This window comes from Polaromonas sp. P1_G4, from assembly GCF_056405475.1.
Map to the genome: position 1 here is coordinate 1 of NZ_JBFUCA010000079.1, position 11,838 is coordinate 11,838.

The 11,838-nt window shown below is 65.5% G+C and carries 11 protein-coding genes; 5 read left to right on the plus strand and 6 right to left on the minus strand.

Features of this window, described 5'->3' with window-relative positions:
- Positions 1-173: 173 nt before the first annotated feature.
- The 3 genes from AC1D1X_RS06150 to AC1D1X_RS06160 form a co-directional block, all read right to left on the minus strand.
- Positions 174-1,097: a ribose-phosphate pyrophosphokinase gene (locus AC1D1X_RS06150; RefSeq protein WP_477669577.1), complete on the minus strand. Its 924-nt coding sequence runs from the start codon at positions 1,095-1,097 to the stop codon at positions 174-176.
- Positions 1,094-2,623 carry a thymidine phosphorylase family protein gene (locus AC1D1X_RS06155; RefSeq protein ID WP_477669576.1) on the minus strand — a complete coding sequence of 510 codons (1,530 nt, stop codon included), beginning with the start codon at positions 2,621-2,623 and terminating at the stop codon, positions 1,094-1,096. The genes AC1D1X_RS06150 and AC1D1X_RS06155 overlap by 4 nt, the downstream gene beginning before the upstream one ends.
- A gap of 74 nt (positions 2,624-2,697) precedes the next feature.
- Positions 2,698-4,170 (minus strand): bifunctional aminoglycoside phosphotransferase/ATP-binding protein, encoded by a 1,473-nt coding sequence (locus AC1D1X_RS06160; protein ID WP_477697981.1) that lies wholly within the window; start codon positions 4,168-4,170, stop codon positions 2,698-2,700.
- Positions 4,171-4,341: 171 nt separating this feature from the next.
- On the opposite strand from AC1D1X_RS06160, the gene AC1D1X_RS06165 reads away from it, so the two are divergent.
- Genes AC1D1X_RS06165 through AC1D1X_RS06185 form a run of 5 tightly spaced genes read left to right on the plus strand, consistent with a single transcriptional unit; the run spans position 4,342 to position 8,072 of the window.
- Complete coding sequence (locus tag AC1D1X_RS06165) at positions 4,342-4,770, plus strand: DUF1924 domain-containing protein (protein ID WP_477697982.1); 429 nt, start codon at positions 4,342-4,344, stop codon at positions 4,768-4,770.
- 34 nt (positions 4,771-4,804) lie between these two features.
- On the plus strand, positions 4,805-5,284 hold the full coding sequence (locus AC1D1X_RS06170) for a diheme cytochrome c (RefSeq protein WP_477669573.1): 480 nt from the start codon (positions 4,805-4,807) through the stop codon (positions 5,282-5,284).
- Positions 5,256-6,011, plus strand: a complete 756-nt coding sequence (locus AC1D1X_RS06175) for a cytochrome b/b6 domain-containing protein (protein ID WP_477669572.1) — start codon at positions 5,256-5,258, stop codon at positions 6,009-6,011. The genes AC1D1X_RS06170 and AC1D1X_RS06175 overlap by 29 nt, the downstream gene beginning before the upstream one ends.
- Positions 6,012-6,042: 31 nt before the next feature.
- A complete protein-coding gene (locus AC1D1X_RS06180) occupies positions 6,043-6,714 on the plus strand; it encodes a response regulator (protein ID WP_477669571.1) in 672 nt (223 codons plus the stop codon).
- The gene (locus AC1D1X_RS06185; RefSeq protein WP_477669628.1) at positions 6,714-8,072 is read left to right on the plus strand and encodes an ATP-binding protein; all 1,359 of its coding nucleotides are present in this window, start codon (positions 6,714-6,716) and stop codon (positions 8,070-8,072) included. Before AC1D1X_RS06180 ends, AC1D1X_RS06185 begins: the two co-directional genes overlap by 1 nt.
- A 90-nt stretch (positions 8,073-8,162) precedes the next feature.
- Here the strand turns inward: AC1D1X_RS06185 and arsA are convergent, their stop codons facing one another.
- The 3 genes from arsA to AC1D1X_RS06200 all read right to left on the minus strand — a co-directional run bounded on the left by arsA (position 8,163) and on the right by AC1D1X_RS06200 (position 11,557).
- On the minus strand, positions 8,163-9,920 hold the full coding sequence (gene arsA / locus AC1D1X_RS06190) for an arsenical pump-driving ATPase (RefSeq protein WP_477669627.1): 1,758 nt from the start codon (positions 9,918-9,920) through the stop codon (positions 8,163-8,165).
- A gap of 369 nt (positions 9,921-10,289) precedes the next feature.
- Positions 10,290-10,979 carry a VIT1/CCC1 transporter family protein gene (locus tag AC1D1X_RS06195; RefSeq protein WP_477669570.1) on the minus strand — a complete coding sequence of 230 codons (690 nt, stop codon included), beginning with the start codon at positions 10,977-10,979 and terminating at the stop codon, positions 10,290-10,292.
- Between the two features lie 26 nt (positions 10,980-11,005).
- Positions 11,006-11,557 carry a cytochrome b gene (locus tag AC1D1X_RS06200; protein ID WP_477669569.1) on the minus strand — a complete coding sequence of 184 codons (552 nt, stop codon included), beginning with the start codon at positions 11,555-11,557 and terminating at the stop codon, positions 11,006-11,008.
- Between the last annotated feature and the right edge of the window lie 281 nt (positions 11,558-11,838).

The window sequence follows — 11,838 nt, forward strand, 5'->3', positions numbered from 1 at the left end:
GCCAGGGCCTCCATCAGCGGYAGGCCGCCCTGCCTGTCGGGCGGCAGCAGGGTGATCACGGCGGCCGCGCCGCCCAGCGCGGGCAGAGGCCGCAGCCTGCCCATCAGGCCGAGGGCGATTTTGCTCATGGTTGTCATGTGATGTCTCCTGGGGTGTTGGTGGGGCCAAGGGCTTCAGTTCGGACGGATTCCTGCGTCCGCGGTCGCGCTGAGCTGGCGCACGGCACGGGCCAGCAGGGGCGTCATGCGGATGGCGTTGGAGGGGTGGGTAACCGTGTCGCATGTCAGCACGCGTGACACGCCGCCTTCGAGCAGGCGGCGATGGGCCTGCGCGTCAAACAGCGCGTGCACGGCGATGCACAGGGGGGCGCCCAGCCCGGCTTTGACCAGCAGGCGTGTCGCGGCGAGCATGGTTTCGCCCGTGGAAATGATGTCGTCAAGCAGCACCGGCACGCGCCCCGGCCAACGTTCGGGGCTTGCCAGCCTGACGCCCACGTCCCGGTCGCCGCGCCGCGTTTTGCGCAGCACGGTCCAGGGGGCGTTGGCCAGCCTGGCCACTTCGGCGACCCACTGTGCGCTTTCCTGGTCGGGCCCGATCAGCCAGGGTGATGCGACGTGACCGCTCAGCCAGCGGGCAATCGTGGGGGCGGCCGGTACCACCTGCGTCCGGATGGAATAGATCTCGTCCAGCCCGTGCACGCGGTGCAGGTGCGGGTCAACGGTCACCAGGAAGTCCAGCGACGCGGACAGCAGCCGGGCATAGCTGCGCGAGGTGACGGCTTCGCCGGGATGAAAGCGCTTGTCCTGCCGCATATAGGCCAGGTAGGGCGCCACCAGGCCGACCTGCGAGGCGCCCAGTTCGCGCGCCGCGTCCGCCGCAAAAATCAGAGGCAGGGTCTTGGCGTCCGGCTGGTCCAGGCTGCCGGCCAGCATGACGCGGCAGCCCTTGACCTCGGCGTCTATGCGCACGCCGGTTTCGCCGTCGGGAAAGTGGTGCAGCGCCAGTTCGCTCCAGCCGCAGCGCAGGCTGCGCGCGAGCGCCGTGGCCAGCGGCGCGCCGCCGGGCAGGGCGAGGACCACCATCGGTTCGCGCTTCATCGCGCGTCCTCCATCACATGCACGGCCTCGGCCTGCGTGGTGGCGTATTCCAGTGCGTAGGCCAATTCGCCCGGTGAGGCGGCGTGCAGCGTGAACAAGGGCTGGCCGCGCTCCACGACCGCGCCCAGTTGCACGTTCATGTCGATTCCGGCGCAGGCCGAGGTGGGCGCTCCCGCGAGTTTGGCGATGCGGGCCAGACGCCGGTTGTCGATGGCGATCACGGTGCCGGCGCGCGGCGAAGGCACGGGCTGCCGGCAGGCGGCGACCGGGGGTTCGCGCAGGCCACCCTGCGCTTCGCATATTTCCTGGAATTTCTTCCAGGCGCGCCCGTCCTCCAGCACGGCGGTGGCCAGCGCGATGCCGCCGCCGACCGGCGCAGCGCCGCCGAATTCAAGAATCTGCCCTGCCAGGTGCAGGGAGCGCTGCGCGAGATCGGCCGGCGCGCTGTCCTCTCGGCGCAGCACCGCCAGCACGTCGCGCGCTTCGAGGGCGGGACCGATGCCGCGGCCCACAGGCGCGACGCCGTCGGTCTGTAACACGCGCATGCGCAGGCCCAGCGCCTGGCCGACCTGCTCCAGCTGCCGCGCGAGCTGATTTGCGGCATGCGCGCTGCGGACTTTGGCGGTCAGGCCGACGGGCATGTCGATCAGCACGTGCGTGGCGCCGGCCGCCGCCTTTTTTGAAAGTATCGATGCGACAAGCTGCCCCTGGCTGTCGAGGTCCAGGGGACGCTCGACACGGATCAGAACATCGTCGGCGGGGCTGAGCCGCACGGCGCCGCCCCAGGCGATGCAGCCGCCGGTGCGCTCGACCACGCGTCGTATCTGCGCCACGTCCAGGTCCACCGGCGCCAGTGTCTCCATGGTGTCGGCCGTGCCGGCGGGCGAGGTGATGGCGCGCGACGAAGTTTTGGGCATGCGCAGCCCGCAAGCCGCGATGATGGGCACGATGACCATGGTGGTCCGGTTGCCTGGCAGGCCGCCCACGCAATGCTTGTCCATGACCGGTCCTTCGCCCCACTGCATGCGCTCGCCGACATTGACCATGGCGCGCGTAAGCGCGATGGTCTCGTCCATGTCCAGGTGATCGCCCGCGCAAGCGGTGACGAAGGCCGCGAGCTGCAGGTCCGAATAGCGGCCTGCCGCCACGTCCCCGATCACCGCGTCGATGGCCGCCTGGCCCAGGCGCTTTCCGTAGACCTTGGCGCGCACGTGGCCCAGCGATTCAAGCGGCGCGGGATGATGCAGGGAAACCTCCGCGCCCGGCCGCGCGTCAAGCAGGCGCCAGGCAGCCTCGGAAAGGCCAGCTTCATCCGGCGGCAGGAAATCGCCGCTGACTACGTTGAGCGTCGCGACGATGGTGCGGCCGTCCAGCCGCAGTTCCACCCGCGACTGTGCTTCGAAACCTTCCGAACGGCAGACGGGGCAGTCGCGGTGCATGTACAGCACCGGTTCCTGGTAGGTGTCTATGCCCAGCCTGCGCAGGCGCAAGCGATTGGCGGTAGCAGCGTGGAGAGGTTCTTGCATGGCAGTCCTTCTTGCCACTGTAGGTGCGGCAAGCGCCTTCAGCCTTGATAAAACGCAAGTTCGGGCCAGGTGCGTCACCCGGCGGGGAGCGCCTGGACGAAAGCGTGCTCTCGCGCGGACAGTGGTTCTGCCGTTTTCCGTAAACCATCCAGTACGGCGGCATCGGCTTCGGAGGCATCGCCGCGGCGCGCCAGCAGGCGCGCGCGCAGCACGTCCAGGGGCGCTTCGCAGTCCACGATGCAAAACGGTACCCGCATGTCCAGCGCCAGCGCATGCGCCTCCTCGCGTTCGGCGCGGCGCAGGAAGGCCGCGTCGAGTATCACCGGGTACCCCGCGCGCAGTGCCGTGCGCGCCATGGCGAAAAGGTGGGAGTAGGTGCGCGCCCCGGCCTCGGCCCGGTACAGATCCAGGCCTTTGGCGCGCGAATCCTCCAGCATGCCCAGGCCGTGCAGGCGTTTGCGTTCAACGTCGGAGCGCAGGCGAATCGCGCATTCCCGCTCGACGATGCGCTGCGACGTGAAAGTTTTGCCGGACCCCGGCAAACCATGGGTTATGAAGAGCCGGACGTTCGAGCGGGCATCTCCGGGCGCGGCCCAGGCAAGCGCGGTATCCAGGTAGCGGCGCGCGACAGGGCCGCCGGCATCGCGCAGCTGCTCCACCTGGGCCCGGACCAGCGCCCGGTAGATCACGGCAAAGCGCAGCGCCGGCAGGCCGCCGTGGTCGCCCGTCCGGTCCAGCCAGGCATTGAGAAAACGGAAACACAGGTCTTTTCGCTGATGGGCCCAGAGATCCATCACCACGAAGGCGATGTCGTCAAGGACGTCGATCCAGCGTAGCGCCGGGTCGAACTCGATGCAGTCGAAGGCCGCAACACCGCCATCGAGGCTCACGATATTGGCCAGGTGCAGGTCGCCGTGGCATTCGCGCACACGGCCGTCCGCCAGCCGCGCGGTCCACAGCGCGGCGAGGGCCGTCGCCTCGGTCTCGAGCCAGGCTTTGAGCGCGACGTGCGCAGCCTCGTCCATAAGCGGCCGGGCGCCTTCGAGCGCGGCCAGTGCCGCCTGCCGGCGTTGCGGTGCGCCTGCGAAACCGCTGGCGGTTTCCKCACGCGGTGCGCTTTCATGAAAGCTGGCAAGCAACGCGGCGAGTTCGTCAATGTCGCCCGCGCCCAGATCGCCCTCGTCGGCTTTTTCGCTTAACAGGGCGCCCGGCGCAAAGCGACGCATGCGCACCGCGTATTCAAGCGCCGGCCCCTCGCCATCCAGCCCCGGTGAATGCGGCGCTCCCGTGATACGGGTGACCCCCAGGTAAAGCGAAGGTGCGAGCCGCCGGTTCAGGCGGACCTCTTCTTCGCAGAACCGCAGCCGGGCTTGCGGGCTGGCGTAATTGACGAAAGGAAGGTGCACCGGCTTTTTGATTTTGTAGGCCCTGTCCCGCGCGAGCAGCACCCAGGAGATGTGCGTCTCCATGATCCGCGCGTGCAGAACACCGGCCAGCGCATAAACCAGTTCACGGGCGGGCAGAAGGGCATCGTCTGCGGTGTGCATGGGAAGAGGATAGGCCGGGATCGGGAACTCCGTTTGATTCCGGTCAAGCGGGCGTATCAAACACGGTTGGCGCCGCATGCGGCCGCAATTTCGGGCACAGCGTATCCCGCTTAAGAAAACCCTAAGGACGGCGCAGCATCATGAAGTCATTCAAAGAAAGAGGTGTCCCCTATGAACTTTTCGTCGCCGCMCCCATGCTGCAGGAGTCTCTACCTCGCAATCGCCGCAGCCTGCCTCGCCGGCACTGTATATACGCAGGTTGCCCAGGCAGCCACGCCGGCGGAGATGTTGGGCGGCTACACCGCCCAGGCCGGTGCGGCTGCCGTGCCGGCCCGGGGCCAGCAGTTGTTTACCACACGACAGGGCCGCGAATGGAGCTGCGCCTCTTGCCATGGCGCTGTGCCCACGCAGGCCGGCAAACATGCATCCACCGGCAAGTCGATTGGCCCGTTGGCGCCGGCCTTCAACCCTGTGCGTTTCACGGATGCAGCGAAAACCGAAAAATGGTTTCGCCGCAACTGCAACGACGTGCTGGGCCGCGAATGCAGCGCAGCCGAAAAGGCCGATGTGCTGAGCTGGCTGCTCACGCTCAAGCCCTGACGCGGGCAACACACCCTCCGGAAAGGAAAACATCATGGTTCGCCGCCTTCGTTCCCGCTTATACAAATACTGCGCCGGCCTGCTTGCTGCCGTGGGCGTGGCGCACACCGCGCTGGCCGATGGCGGGAGTCTGGTGCCGCTGCTGCCCAAGTACCAGCAGGAGTGCGCGGCGTGCCATGTGGCTTACCCGCCGGGCATGCTGCCAGCCGCGTCGTGGCAGCGCGTGATGGGCAACCTGAAGAACCATTACGGCACCGACGCTTCGCTGGACGCGGCCACGGTCAAAGAGCTGTCCGTCTGGCTGGACGCGCACGCGGGTACCTACAAACGCGTGAGACAAGAGCCGCCGCAGGATCGCATCACCCGTTCCGCGTGGTTCATTCGCAAACACGATGAGGTGGCACCCGCCACCTGGAAACTGCCGGCGGTCAAAAGCGCAGCCAACTGYATCGCCTGCCATACACGAGCTGACCAAGGAGAATTCAATGAGCGCGACATCCGCATCCCCCGCTGACACGGCGGGAACCCCTTCGGCTGAAATACCCGCCCAGGCCCAAGGTAGGGGCAGGGTACTTGTCTGGGATGCGCCGGTGCGTGTTTTCCACTGGTTGCTGGTGCTCAGTTTTACGGGGGCCTACATCACCGCCGAAAGCGAAAGCTGGCGACTGCTGCATGTCATGCTGGGCTACACCATGGCGGGTTTGGTGATCTTTCGTGTGCTCTGGGGTCTGGTCGGCACGCGTTACGCGCGCTTTTCCAGCTTTGTGCGCGGCCCGCGCGCGGTGGCAAGCTACCTGCGTGCCCTGCTGCGTCGCCGGCCGGAGCACCATATCGGACACAATCCGGCCGGCGCGATGGCCATCGTGGCGCTCCTGGGGCTGGCCGCGCTCATCGCCGCGACGGGCTGGGCCACCTACAACGACCTTGGCGGCGGCTGGCTGGAAGACCTGCATGAGCTGGGCGCCAACACCATGCTGGCGGTGGTGGGGCTGCACATTGCCGGTGTGCTGGCTGCCAGCTGGCTGCACCGTGAGAACCTGGTTTGGGCCATGGTCACCGGCTACAAAACCGGCCGCCCTCAGGACGCAGTTGCACGGGCCTGGCTCAGCGTGGCAATCCTGATGCTTGTAGCGGTGCTGGGCTTCTGGTGGCTGCAATGGCAAGGCGCTCCCTCGGGCCGCCTGATGGACCGGCCCGCGGCAGCGACGAAAGCTGCCGGCCTGGAGGGTGACGACGACTGAGCGCCCCCGGAACAAATGGGAGAATTGCCACATGCGCATCCTGCTTGCTGAAGACGACATGCTGCTTGGTGACGGCCTGCAGTCCGGCCTGAGGCAGCTTGGCTTTCAGGTTGACTGGGTTCGCGATGGTACGGCCGCAGAACGCGAGTTGCGCGCACAGGTCTATGACGCAGCCGTGCTCGACCTCGGATTACCGCGCAAGGACGGCCTGGAGGTTCTGGGCGCTATTCGGCGGGCGGGCTTCTTGACGCCCATGCTGGTACTGACGGCCCGCGACGCGGTTCCGGACCGCATACGCGGGCTTGATGTCGGGGCCGACGACTATGTGGTCAAGCCGGTCGATATGCAGGAGCTGGCCGCCCGCCTGCGGGCACTGGTGCGCCGTGCTCACGGCCAACCGCAGGAGTGCCTGCGTGTGCAGGATGTCGTGCTCGACCCGGCCGCCCGCTCCGTGCACCAGGCCGGTCAGTTCGTCACACTGTCTACCCGCGAATTTGACCTGTTGCAGGCGCTCATGCTCAGTGCCAACCGTGTTCTTTCCCGTGAACAGCTTGAGCAGCAGCTCTACAGCTGGGGCAAGGAGGTGGAGAGCAACGCCGTGGAAGTCCATGTCCACAACCTGCGGCGCAAGCTGGGCAGCAAGCTGATCCACACGGTGCGTGGGGTCGGTTATATGTTGCAACGCGACGCGCCGAAATCGTGATTCCGCGGCCGCACTCCCTGCAGGGCCGCCTGACGGCCATGGTGCTTTCCGTGGTGCTGACGGTCTGGCTGGCGACCGCGGCGCTGACATGGCTGGATGTGAGCCATGAGCTTGACGAGTTGCTTGATGGCCACCTGGCCCAGGCCGCCGCCCTGCTGGTGGTGCAGCAGGCACAGGAGCTGGAGGAGGGCGACCGTGGCGTTGATACGCCCACACTGCACCGCTACGCGCCCAAAGTGATGTTCCAGGTGTTTCATGAGAACCGGCTTACGCTGCGTTCTGCCAACGCACCTGTCACGCCCATGGTCGAGCGCAGCAAACAGTTCAAAACCGGCTTCACCACCGTGCAGATGGCCGGTTCAGCGTGGCGGGTGTTTGCCACCTATGGCGCAGAGGACGACGTGCAGGTGTATGTAGGGGAGCAAACGGGCTCCCGCAACGACATCTTGCTGGCGGTGCTGCGCAGCACGCTGTGGCCCATGGCGCTGGCTCTGCCTTTGCTTGCCCTGGCGCTGTGGTGGGCCGTGTACCGCGGCGTTGCACCCATGCGCCGGCTGGGCCACGCGCTGGCCGAGCGGCAACCGGCGGCTGTACTGCCGCTTGCCCTGAACGACGTGCCATCGGAGATGGTGCCCATGGTTGATGCCCTGAACGCCCTGTTTGTGCGCATAGCGACGCTGCTGGAGTCTGAACGGCGCTTTACCGCCGATGCCGCCCATGAATTGCGCACACCGATTGCCGCCATCAGGGCACAGGCCGAGGTGGCGCTGGGCGAAACCGCCGAAGGCCCGCGAAGGCAAGCGCTGCACAACACGCTCGAGGGCTGCGACCGGGCGGCCCGGCTTGTGGAGCAGTTGCTCACCCTGTCGAGGCTGGACGCTGTTGCAATGCCGGCGTCTGCGCCCGTGGACATGAGTGCACTGGTACGGCGCGTGGTCGCAGAGCTGGCACCCAAGGCCATCAGTAAAAACCAAACGCTGGAGCTGGACGCCGCGGAATCCTGCCATCTTCAGGGCGACGAAATTCTGCTGACCGTGCTGGTGCGCAACCTTGTAGACAACGCGGTGAGATACAGCCCTGGGATGGCGCGCGTGAAAGTGTCGGTTCAGCAGCAGGATGGACGGGTGGTTTTGCGTGTGGAAGACAGCGGCCCGGGCATGACCGAAGGCGAACTCCAGCGGCTGGGTGAGCGGTTTTTCCGGGTGACCGGCAACACCGAAAGCGGTAGCGGCCTTGGCTGGTCCATTGTGCGGCGCGTCGCGGCCGTGCATGGGATGCGGCTGCAAGTTGAAGCTTCGACCGAGCTGGGCGGTCTTGCGGTGCGGGTGCTTGGGCCGCAGGCATCGAGCCCGTTTTAAATGGCCGCGAGGATTCCGGTTGTTGGACCTGACAGTGTTGAGTCCCGTGGTGCAGTCCGAGGGATTCACTCCAGTCATGTATCAACCTTTTCACTTTTTCGCCACAAGTCTGGACAACTCCACCACGCCGACCGGCGGACGGATCAGCCAGGGCAATATGAAGACCCGTTTGGCCAGTCCGCCGGCCATGCGATCCATCTGCTTGCGCTCACCGGCAAGCCGCGCCGCCAGCAAGCGGTCCGTGGTGCCGGCCGCCAGCACGCTCTTGTTGAGCACCCACGCATAGGGCTCGATGCCGGCGCGGCGCAGGTCGTCCTGCAGGGCGGCGGCCTGTGAGACCGGGGTCACCTCCGGCAGGGCCACCAGAATGATTTTTGTGTACGCCGCATCCTGCAGCCTCATCAATGGCGTGACAACGCGCGTTGCGCCCTGGCCTTCGTACTCCCGCATCATCTGCCGGTGGTAGGCGCCGGTGGCGTCCATCAGCAGCAGGGAATGGCCGGTCGGTGCGGTGTCCAGCACCACAAAGGCACTGCGTCCTTCACTGACAACGTGCGAGAAGGCGTGAAACACGGCCACTTCCTCTGTGCACGGCGACTGGAGGTCTTCCAACAGCAGGGCCTGCTCCTGCGCATCCAGGCCGGGTGACCTGGCCGCCATGATCTTGTCGATGTAGCGCTGCGTTTCGACTTTGGGGTCTATGCGGTCCACCCGCAGGCCCGGCACTTCGCCCCCTATCGTGCCCGCAAGGTGGGCCGCAGGATCGGTGGTGCTCAGGTGCACGGTTTTGCCGCGCTGGACCAGTCCAAGGGCCAGCGCGGCGGCTACTGTCGTTTTGCCGACGCCACCCTTGCCCATGACCATGATCAGCCCGTGTCCGCTCGCAACCAGTTCGTCGGCCAGGGCGTCCAGACCCGGGAAAGGGCCGACGGGCTCTGCCGCAAGCGTCTTGCCGGCCGCCATGCGACCGGTGTCTGCCGCAAGAAGCGCGCGCAGGGCCGGCAAGCCGACGGTGTCGAACACCCTCAAGGGCACTCTGTCCTGCGGCAGTGCACGCAGGGAAGAGGGCATTTCTGCCAGGGCCTGCTGCCCGACAGCCTCGATGGCCGCCGCCACCGCATCGGCTGCATCGCTGGCGTGAAACTCGCCATTGACCACCAGCCGCTGGTTGTTCAGGCTCAAGGCCAGGAGTTCCCCAGAGGTGCGCGCCGCCTCCGCAATCGCGCCCCGGTCCGGCCGGGTAACCAGAATCACCGTCGTTTTAGCCGGGTCGCCCAAAGCCTCTAGCGCCGCCTTGAACCGCTCCTCCTGCATCTTCAGGCCCGAGTGCGGGCCCAGACAGGATGCACCGCGGTCGTTGCCATCCAGAAACCCGCTCCATGCCTTGGGCAGACTAAGAAGGCGCAAGGTGTGTCCCGTCGGCGCCGTGTCAAAAACGATATGGTCGAAGTGGTCCGCATCGTCGGACAGCAGGGATGCGAACTCATCGAACGATGCGATTTCCGTGGTGCAGGCACCTGACAACTGCTCACGAACCGTTGAAAGTTCCGCTTCGCTGGCCCGCGCGTCCATCTGGGTCAGCACACGCTGACGGTAGGACTCTGCAGCCGTGTCCGGGTCGATGTTCAATACCGACAGCCCGGGAGCGCCGGGCACCGCTGTGGGGATGTTGCGCAGCTCGATGCCCAGCATTTCGTCGAGATTCGATGCCGCGTCGGTACTGACCAGTAAAACCTTTTTCCCCGCGTCGGCCAGCGCCAGCGCCGTGGCGGTGGACAGCGATGTCTTGCCGACCCCACCTTTTCCGGTAAAGAAAAGATATCGTGTCGGCATCTTGAGAAAGCCCATGGCCTCGGGCTGCGACCAACGATGTGCTTCTTCATGCGCGCGGATGACGCCGGTATGCGCGATGCCGTCAGTGGTGATGGTGCCGTGTGTGAGCATCTTTGATCGACCTTACATTTATCCCGGATTGAAATCGAAACAACGAACCGCATCCGGCGGCATTCGACGCGTATCCGCCCRGAAGATGTCCGGAGCGGCTTCAGCGCTCACAGGGAATCCTCCGCGACGGCCCAGACAAGCTGAGTCCGACAGGCRCTGGGCGCGGATGCCGATAACCGGCCAATTCCGCGACGTCGGTCTCACTCCTTGTGGAGGGTAAGTTCATGGAGTGACTGTGCATGGGCATCAAAAGGTGTCCGTTCGCCAGCAGACTTAAACCACAGCGCCAAACAGCGCGCCTACACCCGCGGTAACGCCCATGGCCAGTGCACCCCAAAAAGTCACGCGCCACGCGCCAGGCAGAACTGCGGCGCCGCCCGCCCGCGCGGCCATCGCGCCCAGGGATGCCAGAAATACCAGAGAGGTTCCAGACACCCACCAGATCAGCGTGCCGCCGGGCGCCACCGCGGCGACGGCGAGCGGCAAGAGGGCGCCGCACGCAAAGCTGGCTGCCGACGCGAGCGCGGCCTGTAGGGGCCGGGCGGCCATGTCGTCGTAAATGCCCAGCTCGTCGCGCGCATGCGAACCCAGGGCGTCATGGGCCATGAGTTGCTCCGCAACCTGTCGGGCTAGCGCAAGGTCCAGCCCGCGCGCGACATAAATAGCCGTCAGCTCGTGATGTTCGGCCGCGGGATCCTTCTCGAGTTCGGCATGCTCCCGGGCCAGGTCGGCCTTCTCGGTATCGGATTGCGAATGCACCGACACGTATTCGCCCGCGGCCATCGACATCGCGCCGGCCACCAGGGCAGCCACGCCCGTCATCAGCACATTGCCATGAGTCGCGCTGGCGGCGGCGACCCCCACGATCAGGCTGGCGGTGGATACGATGCCGTCATTGGCGCCCAGGACGGACGCGCGGAGCCAGCCGATGCGTGAGGTTCTGTGCCGTTCAATGTGTCTCATGCTTTGTCTTTCGTTGCAAGGGGGAATCAGCGGCGGCCCGGGAGCATGCGTATCAGGGTGTTATCGCGCAGTATGTAGTGGTGATACAGGGCAGCCACTGCATGCAGGCCCACCAGAAAATACCCAACAGTCGCTCCCGCTTCGTGGACTTTCTTGATCCAGTCCGCCGCATCCTTGTTGCCGGCCATCAACGCGGGCAATTGCAGCCCGAAAAAAGGAATGGGTTGCCCACGGGCACTGAGTACCAGCCACCCGGCCAGGGGCATCCCTATCATCAGTAAATAAAGCCCTGCCTGTACCAGCCGGGCCAATTGGCTTTGCCAAAGTGGCGGCGCTGGAGCGACCGGTGGGGAGCGAGTCCAGAGATTAATCACCAGGCGAAGCCAGGCGAGAACAAATACAGACAGGCCCAGCATGTAGTGCCAGGTCCTCAGCTCACTTCGTATGTCGCTTCCCTTGGGAAAAGCCTCGCTGACCTCCATGCAGATGTAAACCGCCGCCAGCAAGAAGAGCATGAACCAGTGCAGTCCCATCGAGAGCAGCCTGTAGCGGTTTTCCAAGTGTTTTTTTAAATTCATTGTCTGTCTCTTCTTATCATTAAAGTGAAGTGTTGACTGCAGGCCCCAACGTTGGTCGGTTGGCGTGACTACATATCTGTGCCACCCTGGCTTAAGTGAGTGCCTCATTCAGCTTTCCCGGATGGCGATAAATGGCAGGGCATCTTCCAGAATAGATAAAGGGCGTGCGTGATACTGGGCCACAGCAGGCTCCTGAGTTATCGGCAGCATGAGCCAGCAGCCGCTGCGGGCACTTGACCTGCGTCAACCGAGACGGACTTTCGGGAGCCACACTGCACACC

Bases quoted from the DNA above. Each gene is read 5' to 3' on its own strand.
- AC1D1X_RS06150 (WP_477669577.1), bottom strand. From the start codon at position 1,097: ATGAAGCGCGAACCGATGGTGGTCCTCGCCCTGCCCGGCGGCGCGCCG.
- AC1D1X_RS06155 (WP_477669576.1), bottom strand. From the start codon at position 2,623: ATGCAAGAACCTCTCCACGCTGCTACCGCCAATCGCTTGCGCCTGCGC.
- AC1D1X_RS06175 (WP_477669572.1), top strand. From the start codon at position 5,256: ATGAGCGCGACATCCGCATCCCCCGCTGACACGGCGGGAACCCCTTCG.
- AC1D1X_RS06180 (WP_477669571.1), top strand. From the start codon at position 6,043: ATGCGCATCCTGCTTGCTGAAGACGACATGCTGCTTGGTGACGGCCTG.
- arsA (WP_477669627.1), bottom strand. From the start codon at position 9,920: ATGGGCTTTCTCAAGATGCCGACACGATATCTTTTCTTTACCGGAAAA.
- AC1D1X_RS06195 (WP_477669570.1), bottom strand. From the start codon at position 10,979: ATGAGACACATTGAACGGCACAGAACCTCACGCATCGGCTGGCTCCGC.
- AC1D1X_RS06200 (WP_477669569.1), bottom strand. From the start codon at position 11,557: ATGAATTTAAAAAAACACTTGGAAAACCGCTACAGGCTGCTCTCGATG.